The following is a 26,447-nucleotide window of genomic DNA, read 5'->3' on the forward strand; positions in this document are numbered from 1 at the left end:
AAACTAAAATGTAACACAAATCGTTGGTTAGGCGACCGTCCGGGAAGCCGGCGGCTTCAACAATCAGTGATTTGTACCTGCGGTCACTTTTTCGACCGATCGACTGGAGTTAGCCTGTAATGCTTCTGAAAAACGAAACCGACACGGTTATTCTCGACCGTTTGCAGCAAGCGGCGTTCAGCTACTTTCTCGATTTCGTCAATCCGGAAAATGGTTTGATTGCCGACACGTCGCTCCCTGGCGCGCCTTCGAGCATCGCTGCGACCGGCTTTGCCCTGTCCGCCTATCCCACCGGCGTCGAGAGAGGCTGGATGAGCCGGGAGGAGGCTGCGGCGATCACGCTGACCACCTTGCGGTTCTTCGCCAAAAGCCCGCAAAGCCGCAGCAAGGATGCCACCGGTTACAAGGGGCTCTATTATCATTTCCTGGACATGAAGACCGGGCTTAGAACATGGCGCAGCGAATTGTCCCTGATTGATAGCGCGCTTCTGATCGCCGGCATGATCACGTCAGCTGCGTATTTCAACCGGGATGACGAGGTCGAGAAGGAAATCCGCTCTCACGTCGATATGCTCTATGCAAGGGCAAACTGGGCCTGGGCGCTGGACGGCGACGGCGCTCTGTGGCTCGGGTGGAAACCGCGCAGCGGCTTTCTGCCCTATCATTGGGAATCCTACAGCGAGGCGATCATCCTCTACACGCTGGCGCTCGCTTCGCCCTCCTATCCGATCGGCAAGGACAGCTACGATGCGTTTGCCGCGAAATTCGACTGGATGACGGTGAAGGGCAAGCCGTTCCTGTATGCCGGTCCCTTGTTCATCCACCTGTTCTCCCACGCCTGGATCGATTTTCGCGGGATCCGCGATGAGGCCGTGGCGGCCCATGATACGGATTATTTCGAAAATACCCGGCGCGCGATTGCCGTTCAGCGCGATTATGCGACGGCCAATCCGGGTGGCTTCACGGGCTATGGTGCCGATACATGGGGGCTGACCTCATGCGATGGCCCGCAGCGTCCGCGCCGCCTGCAGGATGGACGGCGCCAGCAATTTGCCGGATATGCCGCGCGCGGCGCGCCGAATGGCCCCGACGACGGCACGCTTGCGCCCTGGGCGCCCCTGGCATGCCTCCCATTCGAGCCGCAGGCCGCCATATCAGGCACACGCCATATCCTGTCGAGCTATCCCGATGTCATGGCGGATGGGCGGTTTATCGGCAGTTTCAACCCGAGCGTTCCGGGCAAGACGGCGGAAGGGTGGCTCAACAATCGCAGCGTCGGCCTTGACCAGGGATTGCTGGTCATGATGATCGAAAACCACCGCACTGGGCTCTATTGGTCCATGCTGCGCGAAACGGTTGTGATCCGGCGCGGCCTGCGACGGGCGGGTTTTTCCGGCGGCTGGCTTTGAGATCAGGGATCGGGCTTTTGGGGTCCTATCATCAGGTTCCATCATGAGGTAAATGGACCGTCAGAACATTTTAGGCGGCCCCTTGGACGACAACCGGGATCATGGCAGGTTTCGAGACGGTGATGCAGGGCAGGTGGCGGATGCCATCGCCTGGCAGGCGCAGCATTTTCCGCAGGTCGCCATGTCGCAAGGTTTGCCAGGTGGCGACTTTGTCTCCGTCGATCGGGCGTGGCGCCGTGACGGCGAGATGATCGAACGCCTGCTCGCCTATCAGAACCGTTTTGCTTCCGGAATGGATGATCGCGTCAGGGGCGGTCATCTCGTGTCCCTCTACAGCCATCACCTCAGCGTTGCGGTGGCGGCAGTCTATCTGCGCACGGGACTGGTCCCCGGCATGGATCGCCTGGCATTCCGGTTTGAACCTGCCGTTCCCAACGACTGCGGTTCAGCCAATGCCCCCCAGCCATCCGATGCCTGCTGCTTTCATTTTCGCATCGAAAATTTTGCGCGCGGGCATGATTGGGCGGCGTTGTTGCATGATGGTTTCGCCGAAAATTTTACGCCCATGATCGATGCGCTGCAGGCCCGCACCGGCCTTTCGCCCGTTGCGCAATGGCGGCTGGTGGCCGATGGTATTGCGGGGGCGTTTCTGGAGGTCGGTCTGGCCCTGGGTGAGGCGGAGCGGGCGATGGCTGCGGCACTTGCCGTCATCAACGGGGCCGGCTCGCCGCTGTCTTTTGATGCGATGCGCTATCAGCGGATCAGCGCCGTCTGCAATGGGGTTGCCGTTGAGCGCGTATTCCGCTTGCGAAGCGGCTGCTGTCTTTATTACCGGACGCAGGGCGGTGATTTTTGCGATGTCTGCGTTCTCCTGGATGACGAGACAAAAAAAAGCCGCCTGCGCGCTCATGTCGAGCGCACCGGCGGCCTCTGATCACCGTTGCCGCACGGACGAAATCCGCGCGGCAACTTTATGGCTCAGGCCGATTTCAAAAACCGCTCGTTCAAATAGCCCGAGATGACGCCGAGCACGAGCCAGAAGGCCAGCGTCGTGGCCAAGGCGGCAACGGCGAATTCGGCGCCAAGCACGGCAGGAACCGGGCTCGACAAATCCGACGGCTGTGGCGCGCCATAGGCATGCGGCGCAGCGATCAGGACAAGACCGGCGATCTTGGCGACGATCTCGCCACGCAGCACGATGAGATAAAGTCCGGCCACAGACAGAACGATCGCCGCGAGCCACCAGATTTTCCGGTCCTGCAGATCGGCGGCAGGAAAGCCCGGAAGTTCCGGCGGCAGGCCGACGGCCGGCAGGAGATGCACCGCAAGCCAGCCGCAAATGCCCCAGATCGCGCCGTTGCGCAGCGTAATCGGCTGGTTGAACACCAGGCTTGCTCCGGCAAGCAGCAGGCCGAAACCGGCACCGGCCACCAGATTGGCAAGCAGCGTGCCGGAGAAACGGCTCATGCCGAACATGATGCCGCCCTCTTCCTCGTGCTCGCCCTCATGGGCATAGGCGGGCGTAACCGGCGAGAGTGCGGACAACATCTCGCCAATGACCGAGGACCGGTTGAGCGAGGACTGTTGCTGCTGCTGACCTTCGGTCGTGGCGGGCGGCTCGGTTGCGGGTTCCTTGACTTCGAATTCCTCGGCATGAAGGATGAGCGGGACAACCCGCAATTCCTGCGCCGCCGTCATGAAGACGCCCGCGATCAATCCAGCCACCAATGCGGCCAGAAGTGTTTTGACAATCATGTGATACCCCCAAAAATCAAGCGGAGCTGATCGATCTGTCGTGCTCAACGCTTGCTGTGTTTCAATTCCCCACGGCAAAAACCGCCCGATGCGAAAGCATGGGCGCAATCCAGGGCCGCGCGATGTCCTGTCGGAAATCGGCGATCCCTCTCATCGATCAGGTGTGGAAAGCGCAAAGCCTTCCACCGCGCATCAATGGCAAGGGAAGCCGTAGGAGTGGCGGACGTCGTGGGCGGTGTCGTGCAGCACTGCGGAATTGGCAAGGCCTGCACCGAAGACCAGGAAACCACCGATCAACAGGGCAAGAACGGCCGTCGTGATGCGATCGCTGAGAGAAAGTGGAATGCTTGAAACTGTAGTCGTAGCCATGACAACCTCCGTGATGGCGCGTGGAATATATCCCACTCAAATGGGCACCATGCCCTTCATCAACCGGCAGGTTTCCTGGCTCGCGGCGTCAGGCGCTTTCGCGCCAAGGAGCCTGTCTCACCTTCCCGGGGCAGGGCTTGAAAAACCCGTCGCCCTAGTGGCTTTTACCGGCTGAACAAACCGGCATGACAAACTCTGACCGCTCTACAGTCGCGGGGTCGGCCGTGATGAAGGTGCCCAGAATGGGTCCACCCGTCACGTTCCCATTTACTCCCCGAAAGCGCCTCGCCCCCAGGGAACCAATTGATCCCGCAATGATTATGCCGTCGTATCATGCATGTCAATTCGGCGCTGCGACCTCCAATGACGTATTGCAGCTCTTGATTTTTCCCCGCAATGTCTAAATTGGATATGTAGTACAACCTGGTATGCGCTCAAGTTGCAACCCGGTTTTTTCAAGAAACACTCAATGGTTGTTTGAATTGAAAGATACTCTTCTTATTCACCGGAACAATAGTTCTTTAGCAATCTTGGTGTAGAATGCGGCGGCGCTGACACGCGAAGCATCACCCACAGAGAAGACCATGAAAGCGGCGAGGTCCGAACAGGAATTTCAGAATATTCTTCGCCGCTTGGGAATTGCGCTCGACGCTTCTCAGATCGGGGTGTGGGAGCACGATACGCAGAAGGACGAAGTCGTCTGGGATCTGCAAATGCATCGGCTCTACGCAACCGGCAAGACGCAGAAGCGCGTCAAGGCGGCAGTGTGGATGAATGCGATCCATCCCGATGATTTTGTGCAAGCGCAGGCGGATTTCGATCTGGCGATTGCAACAGGCGACGTTTATTCGTCGGAATACCGGATCATCCTGCCGGATGGCGAAACCCGCCATCTGCGCTCGCGTGCCTATTGTTTCGAGGAAGACGGCCATATCACCTTCATCGGTGCCGAGTGGGATGTGACGGCGGATGTGTTGCTCAATCGCGAATTGCGGCGGCAGAAGGCGATTGCCGAAGCGCGCGCCGTTGCGCTGGAAGTGAGCTCCGAGCGGATCCAGCATGCCGCCGAGCACGATTCCCTGACAGGGCTTCCAAACCGCCGCTTTTTCGACCGGCGGCTGGCGGAGCTTGCCGAGGGGGAGGGCCCGGAGAAGCTGGCGATCCTGCATATTGGTCTCGACCGGTTCAAACAGATCAACGACGCGGCCGGTCATGCGGCGGGCGATGATGTCCTGCGGTCGTGTGCGCGGCGTATTGAGGCCGGCGTTCCGAAAAACTCGTTCATCGCCCGCGTCAGCGGTGATGAATTTGCGGTTCTGATCGCAAACTTCGTCTCCCTGGAAGACCTCAAAGCCCGGGCCGAGCGGCTGACGCAGGGGCTGAAGCAGTCGGTCTGGCACAATGACGAGGTCCTGCACACCGGCGGTTCGATCGGCGTCGCCGCAGCCAGCGGACGCAATATTGCGAGCCTTCTGGCGCAGTCCGACATTGCGCTCAACCGGGCGAAAAAGCTCGGCAGGGGACGCGTCGAGGTCTATTCCGCACAGCTGAAAGCGCAGCTCAACGCCGAGCAGCGCATCGGCCGTCAGTTCTCGCATGGTCTGGAGAAAGGCGAGTTCGTTCCCTTCTATCAGGCGCAGGTCGATGCACGGACCCGGCGCGTCGTCGGGATGGAAGTTCTGGCGCGCTGGCGCCATCCCAAGCGTGGATTGATCATGCCGGGGGAATTCATCAAGGTTGCGGCGAGCCTTGGCCGGCTGGACGATCTTGATGCCGCCATCCTGAAGGCGGCGCTTAAGGATCGCGAGGCCTGGACGCGCCGGGGCGTGGATGTTCCGCGCATCTCCGTCAATGTGTCGGCCGCCCGCCTCTCGGATCCATTGTTGATTGACGAACTCAAGCGTCTCGGCGTTCAGCCGGACATGCTGTCCTTCGAATTGCTGGAAACCATTTTTCTCGACGATAGCGAGGATGATGTGTTTGCCAATGTTGCCGGGCTGAAGGCCATGGGCATCGATATCGAGATCGATGATTTCGGCTCCGGCCACGCGTCGATCATCGGGCTGGTCAAGCTGAAGCCGCGGCGGATGAAGATCGACCGGCAGCTGGTCTTGCCGATCACCACATCGCGCGAGCAGAAACGGCTGCTGCGCTCGATCATCGATATTGCCAAGGCGCTGAATATCGAAGTGATTGCCGAAGGGGTGGAGACACAGGAGCACGCCAAGCTGTTGACGCGGCTTGGCTGCGATATCCTGCAGGGCTATGCCATCGCCTATCCGGCCCCGGCCGCCGACATGCTGGCCCGGCTGACGGAAGATGACCCGCAAGCCCTTGCCGTCCAGCACTGACGGCGTTTCCCGTCCTTATTCCTGCTTTGCCAACAGATCCTGCATGACGGCGATGATGCGCCGGTGCTGGTGGGCGTGGCGCGTGCGGATGCTGGTCGCCGCATAGACCGCCTGCTGGATGAGGGGTGCATCCTCGATCGGAAAGGCGGTGCCTTCATCCGCAAGCTTCATTGCGGTGGCGCGCGTCACATAGGCTGCGCCGGCAAGCGTTTTCAACAGGCCGGTGATGGCGATATTCTGTCCTGACGCCAGCGGTGCGGAGGACAGTTGCGGCAGGGCGAGGCGGTGCGCACGGTCGAATGCCGGGGAATAGACGGCCTGGATATAGGTCTCCGGCTGCAATTCGGCGACCGTTTTCACTGTTGTGGCGACCAGCGTATAGGTCATGTCGCCGATGCGCTCGTAATGCAGGTCGGGCAGGTAGTGCGGCGTATAGAGGATGGCGAGATCGAGATCGCCGGCGGCCAGATCGCGGTTCATCTGGTTGGAATAATCGGCTTCCATATAAATTGAGGTCGTCGGCAGATCAGTGCGGACGGCGGACAGCCATTTCCCGGCAAAGGCTTCGGCCAGATCATGCTGGATGCCGAGCCGCATGGAGCGCTCATAGGTTCCGGCATTTTCGACCGCCCGCGTGGCCTCGTGCCATTGGTGCTGTAGCGCCTTGGCATGGTCGAGAAACCGCAGGCCGGATGCCGTCGGCGCCGTGCCGCCCTTGTTGCGGGTAAAGAGCTTGCGGTTGAACTGCGCCTCCAATGCCTTGACGCGGTGGGAGACAGTCGATTGCGTGATGTTCAGCCGCTCGGCCGTGCGGTTGAAACTGCGGGTTTCCATCAGGTCGAGGAAGGTTTCGATGAGGTCGATCTGCATGGGGTGTCCGGTGCGTTGTGGTTCAAACCCCTCCCCAACCCTCCCCACAAGGGGGAGGGGGTTTGCCGGGTATGCCGTTCGCCCTTTGAGTGGAGTCACAAAGGGTGAGGTGAAGCACGGTCGCTCCCTCCCCCTTGTGGGGAGGGTTGGGGAGGGGTCTTGTTTCATCTCCAATCTAATCGAATTCTTCGATCAATAAAGCGAATTCTGACCGCTTGATGCCGGCCTGCTTCGTTGCGAAAACTTGTCCCAAAACAAGGGAACAGACATGTCGAATTTGCCGTCTCATGCACGCGTCGTGATCATCGGGGGAGGTGCTGTCGGCGCGTCCTGTCTCTACCATCTGGCCAAGGCCGGCTGGACCGACTGCGTGCTTCTGGAAAAGAACGAGCTGACGGCCGGATCGACATGGCATGCGGCGGGCAATGTGCCGACATTCTCCTCGTCCTGGTCGATCATGAACATGCAGCGCTATTCGGCGTCGCTTTACCGCGAGCTTGGCGATCTCGTCGATTATCCGATGAACTACCATGTCACCGGCTCGATCCGGCTCGGCCATTCGAAGGAACGGCTGCAGGAATTCAAGCGCGTCGTCGGCATGGGCCGCTATCAGGGCATGGACCTCGACATTCTGTCGCCCGATCAGATCAAGTCGAAATATCCGTTTTTGGAAACCCACGACCTGACCGGCGCGCTCTACGATCCCTATGACGGCGATATCGATCCGGCGCAGCTGACGCAGGCTCTTGCGAAGGGTGCCCGCGATCTCGGTGCCAGGATCTTCCGCTTCTGTCCCGCCACCGGCGCCCGCCGGGACAAGGACGAATGGATCATTTCGACGCCGCAGGGCGACATCCGGTGCGATTATGTCGTCAATGCCGCCGGTTATTATGCCCGCGAGGTCGGCAAATGGTTCGGACGCGATGTGCCGATGATGGTGATGAGCCATCAATATATGCTGTTTGAGGAAATTCCGGAGCTGGCGGCCTGGTCGAAGGAAGCCGGGCACAAGCTGCCGCTTCTGCGCGATGTCGATAGTTCCTATTACCTGCGCCAGGAAAAGTCCGGGATGAATCTCGGCCCTTACGAGAAAAACTGCAAGGCGCACTGGATCACGCCCGATGATCCCATGCCGGAGGATTTCTCGTTCCAGCTGTTCCCCGATGATCTCGAGCGGCTGGAATGGTATCTGAACGACGCCGTCGAGCGCGTGCCCATCCTCGGCACTGCCGGCCTGTCGCGGATGATCAACGGGCCGATCCCCTATGCGCCGGATGGCAATCCGCTGATCGGGCCGATGCCGGGCGTTCCCAATGCATTCGAGGCCTGCGTCTTCACCTTCGGCATCTGCCAGGCGGGGGGTGCGGGCAAAGTGTTGGCCGAATGGGTGACCGAGGGGCAGACGGAATGGGACATGTGGTCCTGCGATCCGCGCCGCTTTACCAGCTACACCGATCAGGATTACTGCATCGCCAAGGGCATGGAAATCTATGGCCATGAATATGCCATGCATTTTCCGAAGCACGCCTGGCCTGCCGGACGCAACAAGAAGCTATCGCCGGTCCACGACCGGATCGCAGCGCTGGGCGCGCAGTTCAAGCCCTATAATGGCTGGGAGCGCGCCAACTGGTACGCCAAGCCGGGCGACGATCTTTCCGAGGCGGCAACGCAGACGTGGAACCGGGCGGGCCCGTGGCAGAAGCGCATCGAGGAGGAATGCCTTGCGGTGCGCGATGCCGCCGGCATTCTCGATCTGCCCGGATTTTCCCGTTTCCGCCTGAAGGGCGAGGGTGCGCGCGATTGGCTGCTGGGTCTGACCACCGGCAAGGTGCCAAAGCCCGGCCGCATCGGTCTGGCCTATTTTTCCGACGACAAGGGCCGCATCGTCACCGAGATGTCGGTCATGGCGCTGGAGGAGGATGTCTTCTTCCTGATCACGGCGGCGACCGCGCAATGGCACGATTTCGAGTGGCTGCAAAAGCATCTGCCGAAGGACGCGGCGTTTACGCTGGATGATGTCACTGAAAGCTTCACCTGCCAGATCCTGTCCGGTCCGAAGTCGCGGGATATTCTGGCTGAGGTTTCCGGCGCCGATCTTACCAAAGGCTGGCTGACGCATCAGCCGGTCCAGATCGCCGGACTGTGGTGCCAGCTGGTGCGCGTGTCCTTTGCCGGTGAACTCGGCTGGGAAATCCACACCAAGATCGAGGATACCGCTACAATCTTCGATGCCGTCTGGGCGGCCGGTCAAAAGCATGGGTTAAAGCCCTTCGGCATGGAGGCGCTGGACAGTCTGCGTATCGAGAAAGGATACCGCGCGTGGAAGGGCGATCTTTCGACCGACTACACCATTTTGCAGGGTGGCCTTGAGCGCTTCGTCGATTGGGCAAAGCCCGACTTCAAGGGCAAGGCGGCGCTGGAGCGCGAGAAGCAGCAGGGCGTGACGAAGCGCTTCGTCACGCTGGTGGTGGACGCTGCAGATTGCGACGCGCCCTACATGTCGACGCTCTGGCATGGCGGAAAAGTGGTCGGCGAAACGACGTCCGGCAACTGGGGTTACCGGATCGGCAAATCGGTGGCGCTCGGCATGCTGCGTGCCGATCTGGCCGAGCCCGGAACCGAAGTCGAGGTCGAGATTTACGGCGACCGCTTCAATGCGGTGGTGCAAGCGGACGAGCCGCTGTTTGATCCCAAGAATGAGAGACTGCGCGCATGAGCAAGCCCATCCCCAAAAAGGCTCGCGCGGTTATTATCGGCGGCGGCGTCTCCGGCTGTTCGGTCGCCTATCATCTGGCGAAGCTTGGCTGGACGGACGTGGTGCTGCTGGAGCGCAAACAGCTGACATCGGGCACGACCTGGCATGCGGCCGGCCTGATCGGGCAGTTGCGCGCCTCGCAGAACATGACGCGTCTCGCCAAATATTCGGCCGATCTCTACACCAGGCTGGAGGCCGAAACCGGCATCGGCACAGGCATGCGCCAATGCGGTTCGATCACCGTTGCACTCACCGAAGAGCGCAAGCAGGAAATCTACCGGCAGGCCTCGCTTGCCCGCGCCTTCGATGTCGATGTGCGCGAAATTTCCCCCGATGAAGTGAAGGCGATGTATCCGCATCTGAACGTTTCGGACGTGGTTGCCGCCGTGCATCTGCCGCTCGACGGACAGTGCGATCCCGCCAATATCGCCATGGCGCTTGCCAAGGGTGCCCGCCAGAACGGCGCGACGATCCTGGAAGGCGTCAAGGTCACGGCGGTTCACAAGAAGGACGGCCGGGTGTCCGGCGTCACCTGCGAGCAAAACGGCGAAACGTTTACGATCGAGACCGAGAACGTCGTCAATGCCGCCGGCATGTGGGGCAGGGAGCTTGCCAACATGTCGGGGGTCACCGTGCCGCTGCATGCCTGCGAGCATTTCTATATCGTCACCGAGCCGGTCGCCGGGCTGCAGCGTCTGCCGGTGCTGCGCGTGCCGGACGAGTGCACCTATTACAAGGAGGATGCTGGCAAGATGCTGGTCGGTGCCTTCGAGCTGAAAGCCAAGCCCTGGGGCATGGATGGGATCAGCGAGGATTTCTGCTTCGACCAGCTGCCGGAGGATTTCGACCATTTCGCGCCGATCCTCGAAAAGGCGGTCGGCCGCATGCCGATGCTGGAAACGGCGGGGATCCACACGTTCTTCAACGGCCCGGAAAGCTTTACGCCCGACGACCGCTACTATCTGGGCGAAGCGCCGGAGCTGAAGGGATATTGGGTCGCGGCCGGGTACAATTCGATCGGCATCGTCTCCTCCGGCGGCGCCGGCATGGCGCTGGCGCAATGGATGAATGACGGCGAGCCGCCGTTCGATCTCTGGGAAGTGGATATCCGCCGGGCGCAGCCATTCCAGAAGAACCGCACCTATCTCAAGGAACGGGTCACCGAAACGCTTGGCCTTCTTTATGCCGACCATTTCCCCTATCGCCAGATGGCGACGGCACGCGGTGTGCGGCGCACGCCCTTGCATGAACATCTGAAGGCACGCGGTGCCGTGTTCGGCGAAGTGGCGGGCTGGGAGCGGGCCAACTGGTTTGCCAGGGACGGCCAGGAGCGGGAATATAAATATAGCTGGAAACGGCAGAACTGGTTCGAAAACCAGCGCGATGAACATCTGGCGATCCGTAATGGCGCCGGTTTGATCGACATGACCTCGTTCGGCAAGATCCGTGTGGAGGGCCGCGATGCTTTGGCCTTCCTGCAAAAACTCTGCGCCAACCAGCTGGATGTCGCCGCAAACCGCATCGTCTATACCCAGATGCTGAATGCCCGGGGCGGCATCGAGAGCGACCTGACGGTCACGCGTCTTTCGGAAACCGCTTTCCTGCTGGTCGTTCCCGGCGCCACGCTGCAGCGCGACCTTGCCTGGCTGCGCAAGCACCTGGCCGATGAATTTGCTGTCATTACCGACGTGACTGCAGCGGAATCGGTGCTTTGCGTCATGGGGCCGAAGGCGCGTGATCTCATGCAAAAAGTCAGCCCCAACGATTTTTCCAATGCCGCGCATCCGTTCGGGTCGGCACGGGAGATCGAGATCGGCATGGGGCTCGCACGCGCGCACCGCGTCACCTATGTCGGCGAACTTGGCTGGGAGCTTTATGTCTCCACCGATCAGACGGCGCATGTGTTCGAGACGCTCGAAGCGGCGGGGGTGGATATCGGCCTGAAACTTTGCGGCATCCATACGCTCGACAGTTGCCGCATCGAAAAGGCCTTCCGCCATTTCGGCCATGATATTACCGACGAGGATCATGTGCTGGAGGCCGGGCTTGGGTTTGCGGTAAAACCGGCAAAGGGCGATTTCATCGGCCGTGACGCGGTGTTGAAAAAGCAGGATGACGGGTTGTCGCGGCGGCTGGTGCAGTTCCGGCTGACCGATCCGGAGCCGCTTCTGTTCCACAACGAGGCGGTGGCGCGCGACGGCAAAATCGTCGGCACGATCACCTCAGGCAATTACGGCCACCATCTCGGCGGTGCGATCGGGCTCGGCTACGTGCCGTGCAAGGGCGAGAGCGAGGCGGATGTGCTGGGTTCGGCCTACGAGATCGAGATTGCCGGAACGCGGGTGAAGGCGGATGTGTCGCTTGCGCCGATGTATGATCCGAAGTCGGAGCGGGTGAGGGTTTGATGCAGGACATCACAAATTCCGCCGCAGGCACCCCCCTCTGTCACTCCGTGACATCTCCCCCGCAAGGGGGGAGATTGGCCGCAGCCGCTGCGGCTCTCTCCACTTTTCCTCGTTCCACACCCGTTCCGTTCGTTTTTGTCGGACAGAGAAACATCCGCGATCGCCCGATCTCCCCCCTTAAGGGGGAGATGTCACGCAGTGACAGAGGGGGGTGCGCCACGCGCTCTTCAGCCTGGAGGAAGTCCCATGCTCGCACCTGACACCAAGATCACGGCAACCTCACCCGCCGACCGCATCGACCAGCTCGTCGCCGCCCACAAGCCCGGCCATGGTCTCGCCCGGCCGTTCTACCGCGACGAGGATATCTATGAGCGGGATCTGGAGCGTGTCTTCCGCCGCCATTGGCATTGCGTCGCGCATGAGAGCGTCATCCCGAAACCAAACGATTTCGAGGTGTTTCGCATGGCGTCCGAGCAGGTGATCCTGACGCGGCATGCGGATGGGACGGTTCATGCCATCCTCAATGTCTGCCGCCATCGCGGCGCCGAGGTCTGTACCAAGGACAAGGGCAATGCCCGTGTCTTCGTCTGTCCCTATCATGCCTGGACCTATGGCAATGACGGGGCGCTCAAGGCGGCCCGGCTGATGCCGAAGGATTTCAAGCGGGAAGATCATGGACTGAAGAAGCTGCATGTGCGCGTCGTCGAAGGCCTCGTCTTCATTTCCTTTGCGGAAAATCCGCTGGATTTCACCGAGGTCGAAAACCTGCTGCATGCCACCTGCGGCCAATATGGCTGGGGACAGGCCAAGGTCGCCCACCGGCAGAGCTATCCGGTCGATGCCAACTGGAAACTGGCGGTCGAAAATTATGTCGAGTGCTATCATTGCGGCCCGGCGCATCCGGAATATTCGCAGACCCATGCACTGGAACAGCCGTTGCACATGATCGAGGCGCTGAATGCGGCGATGGAGGAGCGGACCTGCGCGCTCGGCATCCAGGTCGGTTCCGGCGACCACTGGCAGACCTCGGAAAACGGCAAGGAAACCATTCATGCCTTCCGCTACGCCCTGTATGACGGCGTCAAGACCGGCAGCCAGGACGGTTCGCCGCTTGCGCCATTGATGGGCCGGTTCACCGAATTCGATGGCGGCGTCACCTCCGTCCATCTCGGCGGCACATCATTCCTTGTCTGCTATCCCGACCACGGAATGATCTACCGCTTCATTCCGAAGGGGCCGGAAGCCTGCGAGATGGAGCTGATCTGGCTGGTCAATGGCGCGGCGGAAGAGGGCATCGATTACGACCTCGAAAAGCTGAAATGGCTCTGGACGGTGACCACCGACGAGGACAAGTCGATCATCGAGCATACGTCGCGCGGCGTGCGCTCGCACTATTTCGTGCCCGGCCCCATCGCGCCGATGGAGCAGAACGAGCTGCGCTATATCAACTGGTATCTCGACGAGATTAGCCGGGCCTGACAAAACGGCGGCGCAGTTTACTGCGCTGCCACGCCGCGGATATTGGAGATCTGCGTCGTCCATTTCGGCGCTGCGGGTTCGACACCGAAGCGGGCGGGGAAGGTGAAGAAGGTTTCGAACGTCTGCTCCCGCCCGGCGGGAACGCGGGCAAGGATCAGCGCCGTGTCTTCGCCGACCGTCGTGCAGACGTTGCCGGGGCAATCCTGAAGCGTGACGGTCAGGTTGAAATTGGTGAGATTGGCAGCGCTCCTGTTGACGATCGTGCCGGTGACCCGGTAGCTCGTATCCGGGCGGTTGCGGGTGAATGTCAGCCCTTCCAAGACGAGCTCTTCCGGTGTGATGGCCGGACGGCTCTGGGTAAACGGCGGTGGGTCGGTCTCATTGCTGTCGCCGCTGCCATCTTTCATCCAGACCACGAAGGCCGAAACAAGCCCCAAAGCGACGAGAATGCTCAGCACCGGTTCGGCAAAACGCCGGAAGCGCGATGAGCGCATGGCGAAATATACGATCAGCAGGCCTGCAATCGCAGGAAATATCCAAATCATCAAAGTCCTCCAGTCCCCTATATAGACAGGGCGTTGACGGGATGGAAGCGCGCCGGGGACGATCCGGCCGAGGTTGCGGAACAAACACATCACCAACCCGTTACCTGCTCGTCACCCCCGACATGTTCCAATTGCGGAAAAGGAAGAAACCAATGGCCGAGAAAGCCCTGCAAGACCTGTTCTATGATATGCTCAAGGACGTCTATTATGCTGAGCGCAAGATCCTGAAAACCTTGCCGAAAATGGCCAAGGGCGCGCAGAGCCCGCAGCTGAAGGCAGCATTCGAAAAGCACCGCGAAGAAACCGAAGGCCAGATCGAGCGCCTGCAGCAGGTGTTTGAAATCTTCGGCAAGCGCGCAGTCGGCAAGACCTGCCCGGCGATCGACGGCATTGTCGAGGAAGGCGAGGAGATCCTCGAAGAATTCAAGGGTTCGCCAGCGCTTGATGCCGGCCTTCTGGCTACGGCGCAGGCTGTTGAACACTATGAAATGGCCCGTTACGGCACACTGAAGACCTGGGCAGGCATGCTTGGCCTGAACGATGCGGTCAAGCTGCTCGACGAGACCCTGCAGCAGGAAGGTGCTACCGACCACGCGCTGACAGCGCTGGCAGAGGCCTCGGTCAATGCTTCGGCAATGAAAAAAGCCGCCTAACACCATTGTTTCATGATCACATTGGCCGGAGACCATGTCTCCGGCCAATTCTATTTCAGGCTGATCCAGTAGGAGCCCCGGAATGGAACGGCGGCAAAGCGCGCGTTGATTTCCTTCAAAGACTGATCCGGGTCGATATCGGCAAAGATGTCCGGCCGCAGCCAGTGGGCAAAGGCTTCCGCTGCCAGAATATTCAGCGGTACGGCATTGAAGAAATTCCAGACGCCGTGCACGCGCCCTTTCTGGACGCCCGACAGGTTGGCGAGAACCGGATTTTTAACGGCTTCGCCCAACGTCCGGCGGGCCTCGTCTGCGGGAACGCCCGGCCCGATGGAAAAGACGCTGTAGGTACCGCCCGGCGAGGCGGTGGCAATATAGACCTGCGGATCGGCCTCGATCAGATATTCGCTGCTGACGATGCCGCCCTGGCGCGGCAGGTTCTTATCCGCAATATTGCGGCTGCCGGTAATGCCGATGAATTCGCCAAGGCCGCCTGTGCCATAGGCAAAGCAGCAGCGGTCTGGATTGGGGAACGCGTCCATCAGCACGGTTGGGCCGGGCTGCGGATTGGCGGCGACGCGATCGGTGATGCGCTTGAGGTGTTCCACATAGAAATCGGCAAAGGCGTTTGCCTGTTCTTCCCGCTCAAAAATCTTGCCGAGCAGGCGCATGTTGTCCGGCGTGTTCTTCAAGGGATCGCTGTTGAAATCGACGACGAAGACCGGAACGCCGGTGCTTTCGAGATAGTCGATCGCGCGCTTGCCGAGATCAGTATCGGCCTGCCAGTTTGCCATGATGGCCAAATCGGCTTTCAGCGACAGGATGGTTTCGAAGGACAGGCCGTCGCCGGTGCCATTGCCGATGATCGGCACATCCGCAAGCTTTGGAAACTTCCCGACGAAATCCTTGTAGATCTCCGGGTTGTCGCCCTTGAGGTCTCCCGACCAGCCGGCCAGCAGGCTGACGGGATCGGGGTGAATAAGCGATAGCGCCACCAGGTTGAAGCCGCTGCCAAGCAGGATGGCCTTCGGCTTTGCCTTGATCGTCACCTGCCGGCCGATCGCGTCGGTCAGCGTCAGCGGCCAGCGTTCCTGCGCGTTCGACGCAGAGGTGCAGGCCAGAAACAGACAGAGGGTCAAGAGAAGAAGGCGTTTCACGATCATTGCTTTCTTTGGGCGGGCAGGGCGCAGAGTTCGCCGCAGCTGGGAATACCCGGCAGGAGGTAGCGCAGGCAACAGACCTTGCGGCGGCAGACGATTTCTTCGCCTTCGACGTCGTGGCGCAGGCAGCCGAGGAAAGGGTTGGCGCTTCCATCCGGCAGATGGCTTTGCGAAAACAGCGCGCGCGATGCCCAAGCATCGCCATCTGCAGGGCGCTCCCGTTCGGTCGCGTTGAAGGCATAGTCGAGATAGACGGCCGCGTTGTTCCAGGCGAGTTTTGGCGCGATGCCGCCGAGCGCCTTCAGTTGCGCAACGATTTCCGCGAGATGCTGGCTCACAAGCGGCATGACGAAAGACAGCAAATCGGACTGTCCGCCTTCGCTCCAGTCGCCCTCGCGGGCCAGGCCGAGGGCGCGGGGCAGCCCGTCCTCGGCAAGAGCGATCGTCATTTCTGCAGGAATAACCGGCAAAACATGATCAGCCCTTCGCGCAACGATATAGGGGATGGTCAGCATCGAGAAATAATAGAGCGACCACATGGAAGCGACAGCGCGGCGGTCGGTGCCGCCATGGGTGCGCGCGTAGGTATCAAGAGCTGCGGAAAAACCGCCGGAGCCGAAGAACTCCGAAAGCGGAATGCCGTCTTCCAGTTCCGAAGACAGCATCATCTTTTCGCCGCACCAGGCATGCTCACCGGCAAACACCGCCTTCAGGCCGGATGGCCGGAAGGCGGTGTTCGTGTCGTGGGTGGTGGAGAGGCTCAACGGATCACCAGCTGTATTTCAGCGAGCCGATGACGGCGCGGCCCTGGTCGCGGTAGCAGAAGCCGGCCGAGCACACGGTGTCGCGCTTGTCGAAGACGTTGGTGGCGTTGACCTGCAGCCGCAGGCCATCGTATTTCTTGTCGATGGCTGCAAAATCATAGTGAGCTGCGGCATCGAAGAGGATGCGGGCGCCGTTCCGCGTCGTGTTCTGGTCGTTGCCGTAGCTTGAGCCCAAGAACCGGGCGCCGGCGCCAAAACCGAGGCCAGCCACCGGGCCATCCTCCGGCATCGTATAGTCTGCCCAGAGCGATGCCATGTGACGCGGCACGGAGGAAACGGAATTGCCGACCGTATCGGCGGGGCCCTCGGTAATCTTGATGTCGGTATAGGTATAGGACGCGATCAGCGAGAGACCGTTGTCGAGGCTGGTATTGGCCTCCAGCTCGAAGCCGCGCGACCGCACCTTGCCACGCTGGACCTGAATGTTTTCCGGGCCTGTCGGCAGATCGACGACCTCGTAATAGAGGCTGTTCTTCTGGTCGATATTGAAGAGGGCGGCCGTGATCATCGTATTGCTGCTTGGCAGCAGATATTTGATGCCGATCTCTTCCTGCTGGCTTTCGGTCGGCTTGAACGGCTGGTTTGTTTCCTTGTTGAAGCCGGCATTGGGCGAGAACGCGGTGGAATAGCTGAAATAGGGCGCAAGGCCGAAATCGGTCTCGTAAGTCAGGCCGATGCGGCCGGAAAAGGCCTTGTCCTTCTGCGCGATCGGGTCCGTCAAACCGGTGGTCAGATCGGTATTGTCCGTGTCGGTCGAAACCCAGTCATAGCGGGCGCCGGCGGTCAGCGTCCAAGCGTCATAGCGGATCTGGTCCTGGAGGTAGGTGCCGAGCTGCCATTGGTCCTGGACGACGCGCTCGCTGAAGGGGATGGGGTCCGTGGGGCGGCCCTGCGTTGGATTGTTGGTGTCGAGCGGCGGAGTAAAGCCGGTACCCGCCAGGGACTTGAACCGCAATTTCGTATAATCGACGCCTGCGAGCAGGGTGTGATCGAGCACGCCGGTATCGAACTTCGCCTCCATCTGGTTGTCGATGACGATGGAGCTCAGGCGCTCGTCGAATGTTCCTGCGCTGCTGTCGAGCAAGGTCGGATCGACAGCGTTCGGCGCATAGGCAAAGGCCCAGTCGGCGTCGACGTTGAGCGTCGAGACGCGCAGGTTCTGCCGGAAGGTGAAGACGTCGTTGAGGCGGTGCTCGAATTCGTAGCCGATGCGGGCCTGTGTCTGGACCGAATCGTTGAAGTCGGGATTGCCGGCGAAAATGTCGGTGACCTTGCCGGTCGGGTCATTGTAATAGGCTGCCGAGCCGCCGGTCTTGGTGCGGGAATATTCGCCAAGGATGGTGAACTTCGTGTCCTCGTCCGGCTTCCAGGTAAAGGCGGGCGCGATATAGGCGCGGTCGTCGGGAACGCTGACCTGTTCGGTGTCGGCGCTGCGCAAAAGGCCGGTCATGCGGTAGTACAACGGATCGGTCTCGTTGATCGGGCCGGAGAAATCGAACTGGCCCTGGTAACGGTTATTCGTGCCGTATTGCAGCTGAAGCTCGCGCAGCGGTTCTTCGGTCGGGCGCTTGGTGATCAGGTTGAACAGGCCGCCGGCACCCGATGCACCATAGAGCGCCGAGGAGGGGCCACGCAGGATCGAGACGCCTTCCAGGCCATAGGGTTCGTTCTTGAACAGCGATGAACTGGCGCCGGGCTGGCGCAGATTATCGCGGAACATGCCGTTATAGGTCACGTCGAAACCGCGCACCGTGAAGGAATCAAACCGCGGATCGAAACCGTAGGCGCCGACGCGCGAGCCCGGTGTATAGGCGAGCGTTTCGAGCAGCGTCTGCGGATTGCGGTCCTTCAGCTGCTGTTCCGTGACCGACGAAATCGATTGCGGTGTCTGCAGGAACGGTGTGTCGACCTTGGCGCCGGTGGCGCTGCTGGTGCCGACATAGCCGTCTGCGGTGATGACGCCGCCGCTGCCGCCTGTGACGGTCAGGGTCTCAAGCTCGGTCGCGCCGTCCGTGCCCGTCGTGATTGGCGCTGCGTCCTGGGCAAAAGCCGTCAGCGACAGCGCGAGCAGGGAGGTGCCGGCAAGGGCAAGGCGAGTGGTGAACCGGGCGTGGCGAAGCAGAGGCATGTCATGCACTTTCTGGTAGACTGGCTGGATAGGCGGACGATAAGATGACCCGTTCTATCAAGATTACGTGTCCGGAAAAGCGGAATCTATGAGTTAATTACTCATGTTTTAAAATGGTGTGGGATTTGTGCAACGTTTTTCGGCGGAATATCCAGTTCTTTCCGCTGCTTAGCGCATAAATTGCAAAAGGCCGCGTTATGAACGCGGCCTTGTTATTGTTTCTCACCTATTCTGCGGAAGGTGCCTATCCGTGATTGATCATCACGTGGCGCACGGCGGTGTAGTCCTCCAGGGCGTAGATCGACATATCCTTGCCATAGCCGGACTGCTTGACGCCGCCATGCGGCATCTCGTTGGTCAGCATGAAATGGGTGTTGATCCAGGTACAGCCATATTGCAGGCGCGACGCCGCTTTCATCGCCTTGGAAATATCCTTGGTCCAGACCGAGGAGGCAAGGCCGTAATCGCTGTCATTGGCCCAGGTAACCGCCTGGTCGTTTTCGGTGAAGCGGGTGACGGAGACGACCGGGCCGAAGACTTCGCGGCGGACGATCTCGTCTTCCTGGGTGGCGCCGGCAACGACGGTCGGCTGGAAGAAGAAGCCGTCCTTGCTGCCGGGATTGCCGCCGGTGGTGATCTCGATATGTTTCTGCTCGGTGGCGCGCTCGACGAAGCTTGCCACCCGGTCGCGCTGGCGCTTGGAGATCAGCGGGCCGATTTCGTTTTCGGTGTCATCAGCCAAATTGTACTTGATGGTCGAGACGGCGGAGGTGAGGTCGGCGACCAGCTTTTCATAGATGCCGTCCTGCGCATAGATGCGGCAGGCAGCGGTGCAGTCCTGGCCGGCATTGTAATAGCCGAAGGTGCGGATGCCGTTGACGACGGCTTCGAGGTCGGCGTCGTCGTAGACGATGACCGGGGCCTTGCCGCCGAGTTCCAGATGGGTGCGCTTGACGGTTTTTGCCGCCGCCTGCAGCACCTTCTTGCCGGTGGCGATATCGCCGGTGATGGAGACCATGCCGATCTTCGGATGGTTGATCAGCGTGTTGCCGACCGTGTCGCCGCGCCCGAGGACGACGTTGACGACGCCTTCCGGCAGGATATCGGCGAGCAGGCGGGCCATCTTCAAGGCTGTCAGAGGCGTCTGTTCCGACGGCTTGAAGACGACGGTATTGCCCCCCGCAATAGCCGGTGCCAGCTTCCAGGCCATCATCATCAGCGGATAGTTCCATGGCGCGATCGAACCGATAATGCCAACGGGATCGCGGCGGATCATCGAGGTATGGCCGGGCAGATATTCGCCAGCGACCGTCGCATGCAAGTTGCGGATCGCGCCGGCAAAAAAGCGCCAGCAATCGACGATGGCCGGCAGTTCGTCATTGCGCACCGCATTGATCGGCTTGCCACAGTTCAAGGCTTCCAGCGCCGCAAAGGCATCGGCATCCTTCTCGATCGCATCGGCGATTTTCAGGAGATAGCCGGAGCGCTCGCCGGGTGTCGTCATCGACCAGGTGACAAACGCCTTTTCGGCAGCATCGACGGCGCGCTCGATCTGCGATTGCGAGGCTTCGGCAAGATCGATGATCCGGCCGCCGGTACGCGGATTGAGGATCAGCTCCTCGGCCTCCGTTCCGGCCTCGAATGTCGATCCGATCAGCAATTGGGTGTCCATAGGGGGTCTCCACTGGGGTTGAGTAGGGAGTAGTAATTAGGGGGTAGGCAGTAGGCAGTAGGGAATAGTAGGTAGTAGGTCGCAGTCGAAACGGGTGCATCAGGTAGTGCTACTGCCTATTGCCTATTGCCTACCCCCTAATCACTCCTTCATTTCCCCCCTCCCGCAATCTGATCCCCGTCGCGTGTCAGGTAATAGGCGGCGAGGATTGGCAGGAAGGTGACGAGCATGACCACCATGGCGACGACGTTGGTGACAGGTCTTTGGCGCGGGCGGATGAGTTCTTCGAGCATCCAGATCGGTAGCGTCGATTGCTGGCCGCCGGTGAAGGTGGTGACGATGACTTCATCGAAGGAGAGCGCGAAGGCGAGCATGCCGCCGGCGAGAAGCGCGGTGCCGATATTCGGCAGGATGATATGGCGGAACGTCTGGAAGCCGTCGGCGCCGAGATCCATCGACGCCTCGATCAGCGAACCGGACACGCGCCGGAAGCGGGCAACGGCATTGTTGTAGACGACGACGATGCAGAAGGTGGCGTGGCCAAGCACGATCGTCCAGAACGAGAAGGGAATATCGGCCATCGAGAAGGCAGAGCGCAGCGCAATGCCGGTGATGATGCCGGGAAGGGCGATCGGCAGGATGACCAGCAGCGAAATGGTCTCGCGGCCGAAGAAGCGGGTCTGGCTGACGGCGGCGGCACAGAGCGTGCCAAGGACAAGCGCAATCGCCGTGGCGATGGTCGCGACCTTGACCGACAGGGTGAGAGCGGCCCAGACATCCGGCCGGTTCCAGGTGACGGCAAACCATTGTAGCGTCAGGCCGGGCGGCGGAAACTGATAGCTCTTTTCTTCCGTCGTGAAGGCATAGAGGAAGATCAGCAGGATCGGGATATGCAGGAAGGCAAGGCCGCCGATGGCGGCGATCTTCAAGGGCAGCGGCGCGGAGGTGGAGCGGTCAGAGCGCATCAAAGGCTCCCATACGTTTGGCCACGAAGAGATAGAGGCCCATGATGACGATCGGCACGACGGTGAAGGCGGCGGCGAGCGGGATATTGCCGGCGGTGCCCTGCTGCGCGTAGACGGCCTGGCCGATGAACAGCCGCGACGAGCCGACGATCTGCGGGATGATGTAGTCGCCCAGCGTCAGCGAAAAGGTGAAGATCGAGCCGGCGACGATGCCGGGAAGCGCCAGCGGAAACAAAACGTGGCGGAAGGTCTGCTGCGGCGTGCCTCCCAGATCGGAGGATGCCTCGATCAGGTTGCCGGGCACGCGCTCAAGTGCTGCCTGGATCGGCAGGATCATGAAGGGCATCCAGACATAGACGAAGACCAGGAAGGTGCCGGTATAGCTGACTGAAAGCGAATTGCCGCCGATGATGGGAAGCGACAGCCAGCCGTCGAGCAGCCAGAGCAGGTGAAGCTTGGTGAAGGCCCAGGTGAGGATGCCTTCCTTGGCGAGGATCAGCTTCCAGGCGTAGATCTTGACCAGATAGCTCGACCAGAGCGGCAGCATGATGCCGAGATAAAAGACGGCCTTCCATTTTCCCTTGGCATAGCGGGCCGCATAATAGGCGATCGGGAAGGCGATCAGCGCCGAGAAGATCGTGACCACGGCCGCCATCGTCACGGTGCGGACGATAATGTCGAAATTGGCGTCCGACAGCAGCTGCCTGTAGGTTGCGAACGTGAACTCGTAATTGATCAGGCCGGAGAAATCATCGATCGAGAAAAAGCTCTGCAGCAGAAGGGCAAACAGCGAGCCGAGATAGATGATGCCGAGCCAGAGTACCGGGGGGCCTAGCAGGATGGCGAGAAGCACCTGCGGGTGCTTCCACAGGAAGTCCGACAGCCGTCCCATCAGGCCGGGTCTGTTCGGCAAAATGGTTTCGGTTGTGACGAGCGTGCTCATGCGTCCTCCATCAGGTGAAGGTCATTGCGCGAAAAGCCGAGCTGCACATCGGCGCCGATCTCGGGAACCGGCATGGCGGCGGGGCTGGCGACGATGATCTTTTCGCCGCTGCAATCGACACTGACACGGTTGGTCGCGCCCAAAAAACTGCGGGCGGTGACGGTGCCGGGCAGGGTCAGCTGTCCGGCAGACGCGGTGCCGATGGCGATGGCTTCCGGGCGCAGGCTGGCGGCCTTGGCCGGTAGACCGAGCCGCGCGCAGAGCGCGCTGGAGAGCACATTGGAGGAGCCGACGAAATCGGCGACGAAACGGGTCTGCGGCCGCTTGTAGATATCTTCCGGGGTGCCGAGCTGCTGGATCCGGCCGTCGTTGAAGACGGCGATCCGGTCGGCCATCGAGAGCGCCTCGCCCTGATCATGGGTGACGAAAACGAAGGTGATGCCGAGCGATTTCTGCAGGGTTTTCAGCTCCTCCTGCATCTGCTCGCGCAGTTTGAGGTCAAGCGCGCCGAGCGGCTCGTCCAGCAGAAGCACCTTGGGCTTGTTGACCAGCGCGCGGGCCAGCGCAACACGCTGGCGCTGGCCGCCGGAGAGCTGGCCCGGGCGGCGCTGGCCGAAACCGGGCAGCTTGACCATGGCAAGCGCGTCTTCGGCTGCCTTCCGGCGTTCCGCCTTGCCGACGCCCTTGACCATCAGGCCATAGGCGACATTGTCGAGAATGGAGAGATGCGGAAAGAGGGCATAGTCCTGGAACACCGTGTTGACGCTGCGCCGGTAGGGCGGCACGCCTTCGGCGGTCTCACCAAAAATCTCGATATGGCCGCCGGTCGGCTGCTCGAACCCGGCCATCAGGCGCAGGCAGGTGGTCTTGCCGGAACCGGACGGCCCGAGCATCGCAAAGAACTCGCCGGCCGCGATTTCAAGATCGACCGCATCGACCGCTTTGACGGCACCAAAATGGCGCGAGACGTTTTGGAACAGGACGGCGGCGGTCATGGGGGACTCCGGAAATTGGCGTGTTGCGAACCGGGCATGGCGGTTCAGTACCCTCCCCTTGAGGGGGAGGGTCGGAGCGTAGCTCCGGGGTGGGGTGATCCCTTGTGGATGCGGTGGGTCACCCCCACCCGCGCATTCGCGCGACCTCCCCCCTCAAGGGGGGGGTGAAATCAACGTCCGCCGATGACGCCGATATAGTCGGAGACCCAGCGGTGATAGGGGACGCATTCGCTCTCACTGGCGCATTTCGAGGTTGGGGTCTTCCAGAACTTCACCTTGGCGAAATCGTCATAGCCGTTGGCCTTGCAGCCGCCGTCGGTCAAAAGTTCATTGCCCTTGCAGGCGGCAGCGACTGACGGGTTGGCGCCGAACCAGGCGGAGACATCGCCCTGCACCTTCGGTGACAGCGAATGTTCCATCCACATATAGGCGCAGTTCGGATGCGCGCTTTCGGCATGCAGCATGGTCGTGTCGGCCCAGCCGGTGACGCCTTCCTCGGGAATGGTCGAGGCGATCGGCAGCTTTTCCGATTGCAGCAGGTTGACCTGGAACGGCCAGGAGCCCGACGCAACGACGCCTTCGTTCTTGAAATCGTCAATCTGGATCATCGCATCGTGCCAATAGCGGCTGGCAAGCGTGCGCTGGGTGCGCAGCACGTCGAGCGCTGCCTTGTACTGGTCTTCGTTGAGTTCGTAGGGGTCCTTGATGGCGAGTTCCTTGTTGTGGAACATCAGGTAGTTGGCAGCGTCGGCCACATGGATCGGCCCGTCATAGGCCTGGACGCGGCCCTTGTTGGACTTGCCGTCCGGCAGGGTCATTTCCTTGAATACCACGTCCCAGCTCTTCGGCGCCTCGCCCTTGAAGGCTTCGGTATTGTACATCAGCACGTTCGGGCCCCAGACATAGGGCACGCCGTAGTGCACGCCGTTGACGGTGTACCAGGGCGACGACTGCATGCGCTCGTCAACGGTCTTGAAGCTCGGGATCAGGTCGGTGTTGATCGGCTGGACGCGCTTGCCGGCCACCAGCCGCAGCGAGGCGTCGCCGGATGCGGTGACGAGGTCGAAACCGCCTTCGTTCATCAGCGCGACCATTTCATCGGATGTCGCCGCCGTCTTGACGCTGACCTTGCAACCAGTCTGCTTTTCAAAGCCGGTGACCCAGTCATAGGCCTTGTCGGTCTCGCCGCGCTCGATATAGCCGGCCCAGGCGACGATCGACAGTTCGCCTTCGCCCTTGCCGAGTTCCTTCAGCGGTTCCTGCGCGAAAGCATGGGTGGCGAAAGCGAGGACAAGGGTGAGCGCGGTGCAGGATTTCAGAATCTGCTTCATCTTCAGTCTCCCGGTTTGGTATCCGAATTTTTCGGTTGTGTTCCCGGAAGGAAAGGTGCCCCGATTTCGCCGCTTTCGCAAATTCATTAATCAGAATGTCGCTATCGGTTTTTCCGATATCATGGGATGATCACCGCGAACGGCCGCTGCGAAGGGCCTCTGCGACCCCGATAAAATCCTTGGCCGATTGCGGCAGGCCGGAACCCTTGCGCCAGACCATGCCGACCTGGACGACGGGCAGGGCGCCGGAGACGTCGCGGCTTTCAATGCGGTCGCCTTCCAGCGACCAGGGCCGGTAGACCAGATCGGGCAAAAGCGCGATCCCGGCGCCGGTGGCGACCAGGCTGCGCACCGCTTCCACCGAGCGTGTACGAAAGGCGACATGCGGGCGGGCGCCCAGTGCGGTCAGAAGCTTGCCGGTATTCTCCTCGATTTCATCCACTGTCAGCATGATCAGCGGTTCCTTGGCGATATCGGCGACAGAGATGATATCGGCGGACACCAGCGGGTGGCCGAGCGGCAGCCAGAGCCTGTAGGGCGAGGTCTCGATGATCTCCGCCTGCAGCGCCATGCGGTCGCGCAGGTTGGAAATGACCATGACGGCGACATCCAGTTCGCCGCCGACGAGAAGATGTTCGAGATAGGAGCCGTTATCCTCGATGGCGCTGACCTCGACGCCGGGGCAGGCGCGGCGGTAGCGGGCGAGCAGATCGGAGAGAACATAACCCGCAACCAGCGAGGTAACGCCGAGATTGAGCTTGCCGCCGGTGCGCTCCTCCCGCTCCTGCGAAAACGAGCGGCGGGCATCGGAGACGCCAGCGAGGATTTTGGTTGCGTGGCGCAGGAACTGATGGCCGTTATGGGTGATGTGCAGCCCGCGCGGATGGCGTTCGAACAGTTCCACGCCCAGATCGGTTTCCAGCTCCTTGACCGCTTCGGTGATCGACGATTGCGAAATCGACAGGTTCTGCGCCGCTCGCGTGACCGACCCCTGTTCGGCGACGGCGATGAAATACTGGAGCTGACGGAGGGTGAAGGCCATGGCTGCCAGTCAAACGCAATCTCAACGGGTCACGCAAGGGCCTGACGATATCAATTTATCCAGCCACTTCGATTTGGGTCGTCGTCGTTGGTAAAAACGAGCGATGCTTTCGCATAGATGTTTTCTTCCGGTACGAAGCCCACATCATATCGGCTGTCCGCACTATTGTCCCTGTTATCTCCCATCATAAAATAGTGTTTTGGCGGAACCAAGAACTCGTCAGTGTTATCAGATGCTTCGTCATCAGACACTTCCGTGATCGGATACGTTTTTCCGCCCGGAAGCGTTTCCAAATACTCGATAAGATTTTGGCCGCTATCTCCTAACGCCGGGTTGATGCCGCGTTTTTCCCGGGGTACGATTTCGTCATTAATGTAAAGGCGTCCTGCCAATAGCCGGATGCGATCCCCTGGTTCACCGATGATGCGTTTGACATAGTCGATCGCCGGATCTGGCGGGTAACGAAAAATGACAACGTCTCCCCTTTTGGGCTGAACGCCGAAGGTCCGAAACTCCGGCCCTGTATCGAACGGATAGGAAAACCTTTTATATCCGTAGGCGAATTTGTTCGCGAGCAGACGGTCGCCTTTTTCAAGCGTTGGAAACATAGAGCTCCCAGGTATGGCGAATGGCTGAACAATGAATGTTCTGATCGTTCCTGCGAGAACCACGGGGGTCGCCGCGATGGTCGCTATTCCAATGACGAAAAGAGGAGGCGTAAGGAGGATGATCAGAAGTACGGTTGCGATGTATCTGATTTTTCTTAACTCTGGATACATAGGAAACCTAGTGGGTC

At 60.6% G+C, this 26,447-nt stretch carries 21 protein-coding genes and 1 riboswitch; of the genes, 7 read left to right on the plus strand and 14 right to left on the minus strand.

Annotation, left to right across the window (positions count from 1 at the left end; genetic code table 11):
* Positions 1 to 119 precede the first annotated feature (119 nt).
* Positions 120 to 1,409, plus strand: a complete 1,290-nt coding sequence (locus ASD32_RS14390) for a glucoamylase family protein (RefSeq protein WP_060638725.1) — start codon at positions 120 to 122, stop codon at positions 1,407 to 1,409.
* Between the two features lie 82 nt (positions 1,410 to 1,491).
* Positions 1,492 to 2,343, plus strand: a complete 852-nt coding sequence (locus ASD32_RS14395; protein WP_060638726.1) for a (2Fe-2S)-binding protein — start codon at positions 1,492 to 1,494, stop codon at positions 2,341 to 2,343.
* 44 nt (positions 2,344 to 2,387) lie between these two features.
* On the opposite strand, the gene ASD32_RS14400 is transcribed toward ASD32_RS14395, so the two are convergent.
* Positions 2,388 to 3,164, minus strand: a complete 777-nt coding sequence (locus ASD32_RS14400; RefSeq protein ID WP_060638727.1) for a CbtA family protein — start codon at positions 3,162 to 3,164, stop codon at positions 2,388 to 2,390.
* A 192-nt stretch (positions 3,165 to 3,356) separates the two neighbouring features.
* On the minus strand, positions 3,357 to 3,533 hold the full coding sequence (locus ASD32_RS29010; RefSeq protein WP_082546776.1) for a CbtB-domain containing protein: 177 nt from the start codon (positions 3,531 to 3,533) through the stop codon (positions 3,357 to 3,359).
* A 47-nt stretch (positions 3,534 to 3,580) separates the two neighbouring features.
* A riboswitch (cobalamin riboswitch) is annotated at positions 3,581 to 3,852 on the minus strand.
* 265 nt (positions 3,853 to 4,117) lie between these two features.
* Between ASD32_RS29010 and ASD32_RS14405 the strand changes: the two genes are divergently transcribed.
* On the plus strand, positions 4,118 to 5,884 hold the full coding sequence (locus ASD32_RS14405) for a GGDEF domain-containing phosphodiesterase (RefSeq protein WP_060638728.1): 1,767 nt from the start codon (positions 4,118 to 4,120) through the stop codon (positions 5,882 to 5,884).
* Between the two features lie 15 nt (positions 5,885 to 5,899).
* On the opposite strand, the gene ASD32_RS14410 is transcribed toward ASD32_RS14405, so the two are convergent.
* Complete coding sequence (locus ASD32_RS14410; RefSeq protein WP_060638729.1) at positions 5,900 to 6,754, minus strand: LysR family transcriptional regulator; 855 nt, start codon at positions 6,752 to 6,754, stop codon at positions 5,900 to 5,902.
* A gap of 268 nt (positions 6,755 to 7,022) precedes the next feature.
* Here ASD32_RS14410 and ASD32_RS14415 point away from each other — a divergent pair, with 268 nt between their 5' ends.
* The 3 genes from ASD32_RS14415 (at position 7,023) to ASD32_RS14425 (ending at position 13,393) form a co-directional block, all read left to right on the plus strand.
* Complete coding sequence (locus ASD32_RS14415; RefSeq protein WP_060638730.1) at positions 7,023 to 9,470, plus strand: FAD-dependent oxidoreductase; 2,448 nt, start codon at positions 7,023 to 7,025, stop codon at positions 9,468 to 9,470.
* The gene (locus tag ASD32_RS14420; protein ID WP_060638731.1) at positions 9,467 to 11,914 is read left to right on the plus strand and encodes an FAD-dependent oxidoreductase; all 2,448 of its coding nucleotides are present in this window, start codon (positions 9,467 to 9,469) and stop codon (positions 11,912 to 11,914) included. The genes ASD32_RS14415 and ASD32_RS14420 overlap by 4 nt, the downstream gene beginning before the upstream one ends.
* A gap of 246 nt (positions 11,915 to 12,160) precedes the next feature.
* Positions 12,161 to 13,393, plus strand: coding sequence for an aromatic ring-hydroxylating dioxygenase subunit alpha (locus ASD32_RS14425; protein WP_060638732.1), 1,233 nt, complete (start codon positions 12,161 to 12,163; stop codon positions 13,391 to 13,393).
* A 17-nt stretch (positions 13,394 to 13,410) separates the two neighbouring features.
* Here ASD32_RS14425 and ASD32_RS14430 read toward each other — a convergent pair whose 3' ends face one another.
* Positions 13,411 to 13,938: a hypothetical protein gene (locus tag ASD32_RS14430; RefSeq protein ID WP_060638733.1), complete on the minus strand. Its 528-nt coding sequence runs from the start codon at positions 13,936 to 13,938 to the stop codon at positions 13,411 to 13,413.
* Between the two features lie 152 nt (positions 13,939 to 14,090).
* Here ASD32_RS14430 and ASD32_RS14435 point away from each other — a divergent pair, with 152 nt between their 5' ends.
* Complete coding sequence (locus ASD32_RS14435) at positions 14,091 to 14,591, plus strand: ferritin-like domain-containing protein (RefSeq protein ID WP_060638734.1); 501 nt, start codon at positions 14,091 to 14,093, stop codon at positions 14,589 to 14,591.
* 50 nt (positions 14,592 to 14,641) lie between these two features.
* On the opposite strand, the gene ASD32_RS14440 is transcribed toward ASD32_RS14435, so the two are convergent.
* From ASD32_RS14440 to lepB, 10 genes are all read right to left on the minus strand, one after another.
* Positions 14,642 to 15,754, minus strand: a complete 1,113-nt coding sequence (locus ASD32_RS14440; RefSeq protein WP_060638735.1) for an ABC transporter substrate-binding protein — start codon at positions 15,752 to 15,754, stop codon at positions 14,642 to 14,644.
* A complete protein-coding gene (gene fhuF / locus ASD32_RS14445; RefSeq protein WP_082546780.1) occupies positions 15,751 to 16,419 on the minus strand; it encodes a siderophore-iron reductase FhuF in 669 nt (222 codons plus the stop codon). The genes ASD32_RS14440 and fhuF overlap by 4 nt, the downstream gene beginning before the upstream one ends.
* Before the next feature lie 100 nt (positions 16,420 to 16,519).
* Entirely contained in the window at positions 16,520 to 18,703 is a 2,184-nt protein-coding gene (locus ASD32_RS14450; protein WP_060638737.1) for a TonB-dependent siderophore receptor, read from the minus strand.
* A gap of 244 nt (positions 18,704 to 18,947) precedes the next feature.
* On the minus strand, positions 18,948 to 20,375 hold the full coding sequence (locus ASD32_RS14455) for a gamma-aminobutyraldehyde dehydrogenase (protein WP_060638738.1): 1,428 nt from the start codon (positions 20,373 to 20,375) through the stop codon (positions 18,948 to 18,950).
* Positions 20,376 to 20,524: 149 nt separating this feature from the next.
* Positions 20,525 to 21,340: an ABC transporter permease gene (locus tag ASD32_RS14460; protein ID WP_060638739.1), complete on the minus strand. Its 816-nt coding sequence runs from the start codon at positions 21,338 to 21,340 to the stop codon at positions 20,525 to 20,527.
* Positions 21,330 to 22,283: an ABC transporter permease gene (locus ASD32_RS14465; RefSeq protein WP_060638740.1), complete on the minus strand. Its 954-nt coding sequence runs from the start codon at positions 22,281 to 22,283 to the stop codon at positions 21,330 to 21,332. Before ASD32_RS14465 ends, ASD32_RS14460 begins: the two co-directional genes overlap by 11 nt.
* Positions 22,280 to 23,278 (minus strand): ABC transporter ATP-binding protein, encoded by a 999-nt coding sequence (locus ASD32_RS14470; RefSeq protein ID WP_060638741.1) that lies wholly within the window; start codon positions 23,276 to 23,278, stop codon positions 22,280 to 22,282. Before ASD32_RS14470 ends, ASD32_RS14465 begins: the two co-directional genes overlap by 4 nt.
* 170 nt (positions 23,279 to 23,448) lie before the next feature.
* The gene (locus tag ASD32_RS14475) at positions 23,449 to 24,609 is read right to left on the minus strand and encodes an ABC transporter substrate-binding protein (protein WP_060638742.1); all 1,161 of its coding nucleotides are present in this window, start codon (positions 24,607 to 24,609) and stop codon (positions 23,449 to 23,451) included.
* A 130-nt stretch (positions 24,610 to 24,739) separates the two neighbouring features.
* Entirely contained in the window at positions 24,740 to 25,651 is a 912-nt protein-coding gene (locus ASD32_RS14480; RefSeq protein WP_060638743.1) for a LysR family transcriptional regulator, read from the minus strand.
* Positions 25,652 to 25,701: 50 nt separating this feature from the next.
* A complete protein-coding gene (gene lepB, locus ASD32_RS14485) occupies positions 25,702 to 26,430 on the minus strand; it encodes a signal peptidase I (RefSeq protein WP_060638744.1) in 729 nt (242 codons plus the stop codon).
* Between the last annotated feature and the right edge of the window lie 17 nt (positions 26,431 to 26,447).

The organism is Rhizobium sp. Root483D2 (genome assembly GCF_001426685.1).
Lineage (GTDB): Bacteria > Pseudomonadota > Alphaproteobacteria > Rhizobiales > Rhizobiaceae > Pararhizobium > Pararhizobium qamdonense.

What these genes read in the sequence shown, in the direction of transcription:
- ASD32_RS14390 (WP_060638725.1), top strand. Translation starts at nt 120, where the DNA reads ATGCTTCTGAAAAACGAAACCGACACGGTTATTCTCGACCGTTTGCAG.
- ASD32_RS14400 (WP_060638727.1), bottom strand. Translation starts at nt 3,164, where the DNA reads ATGATTGTCAAAACACTTCTGGCCGCATTGGTGGCTGGATTGATCGCG.
- ASD32_RS29010 (WP_082546776.1), bottom strand. Translation starts at nt 3,533, where the DNA reads ATGGCTACGACTACAGTTTCAAGCATTCCACTTTCTCTCAGCGATCGC.
- ASD32_RS14405 (WP_060638728.1), top strand. Translation starts at nt 4,118, where the DNA reads ATGAAAGCGGCGAGGTCCGAACAGGAATTTCAGAATATTCTTCGCCGC.
- ASD32_RS14410 (WP_060638729.1), bottom strand. Translation starts at nt 6,754, where the DNA reads ATGCAGATCGACCTCATCGAAACCTTCCTCGACCTGATGGAAACCCGC.
- ASD32_RS14415 (WP_060638730.1), top strand. Translation starts at nt 7,023, where the DNA reads ATGTCGAATTTGCCGTCTCATGCACGCGTCGTGATCATCGGGGGAGGT.
- ASD32_RS14420 (WP_060638731.1), top strand. Translation starts at nt 9,467, where the DNA reads ATGAGCAAGCCCATCCCCAAAAAGGCTCGCGCGGTTATTATCGGCGGC.
- ASD32_RS14425 (WP_060638732.1), top strand. Translation starts at nt 12,161, where the DNA reads ATGCTCGCACCTGACACCAAGATCACGGCAACCTCACCCGCCGACCGC.
- ASD32_RS14430 (WP_060638733.1), bottom strand. Translation starts at nt 13,938, where the DNA reads ATGATTTGGATATTTCCTGCGATTGCAGGCCTGCTGATCGTATATTTC.
- ASD32_RS14435 (WP_060638734.1), top strand. Translation starts at nt 14,091, where the DNA reads ATGGCCGAGAAAGCCCTGCAAGACCTGTTCTATGATATGCTCAAGGAC.
- ASD32_RS14440 (WP_060638735.1), bottom strand. Translation starts at nt 15,754, where the DNA reads ATGATCGTGAAACGCCTTCTTCTCTTGACCCTCTGTCTGTTTCTGGCC.
- fhuF (WP_082546780.1), bottom strand. Translation starts at nt 16,419, where the DNA reads ATGATGCTGTCTTCGGAACTGGAAGACGGCATTCCGCTTTCGGAGTTC.
- ASD32_RS14450 (WP_060638737.1), bottom strand. Translation starts at nt 18,703, where the DNA reads ATGCCTCTGCTTCGCCACGCCCGGTTCACCACTCGCCTTGCCCTTGCC.
- ASD32_RS14455 (WP_060638738.1), bottom strand. Translation starts at nt 20,375, where the DNA reads ATGGACACCCAATTGCTGATCGGATCGACATTCGAGGCCGGAACGGAG.
- ASD32_RS14460 (WP_060638739.1), bottom strand. Translation starts at nt 21,340, where the DNA reads ATGCGCTCTGACCGCTCCACCTCCGCGCCGCTGCCCTTGAAGATCGCC.
- ASD32_RS14465 (WP_060638740.1), bottom strand. Translation starts at nt 22,283, where the DNA reads ATGAGCACGCTCGTCACAACCGAAACCATTTTGCCGAACAGACCCGGC.
- ASD32_RS14470 (WP_060638741.1), bottom strand. Translation starts at nt 23,278, where the DNA reads ATGACCGCCGCCGTCCTGTTCCAAAACGTCTCGCGCCATTTTGGTGCC.
- ASD32_RS14475 (WP_060638742.1), bottom strand. Translation starts at nt 24,609, where the DNA reads ATGAAGCAGATTCTGAAATCCTGCACCGCGCTCACCCTTGTCCTCGCT.
- ASD32_RS14480 (WP_060638743.1), bottom strand. Translation starts at nt 25,651, where the DNA reads ATGGCCTTCACCCTCCGTCAGCTCCAGTATTTCATCGCCGTCGCCGAA.
- lepB (WP_060638744.1), bottom strand. Translation starts at nt 26,430, where the DNA reads ATGTATCCAGAGTTAAGAAAAATCAGATACATCGCAACCGTACTTCTG.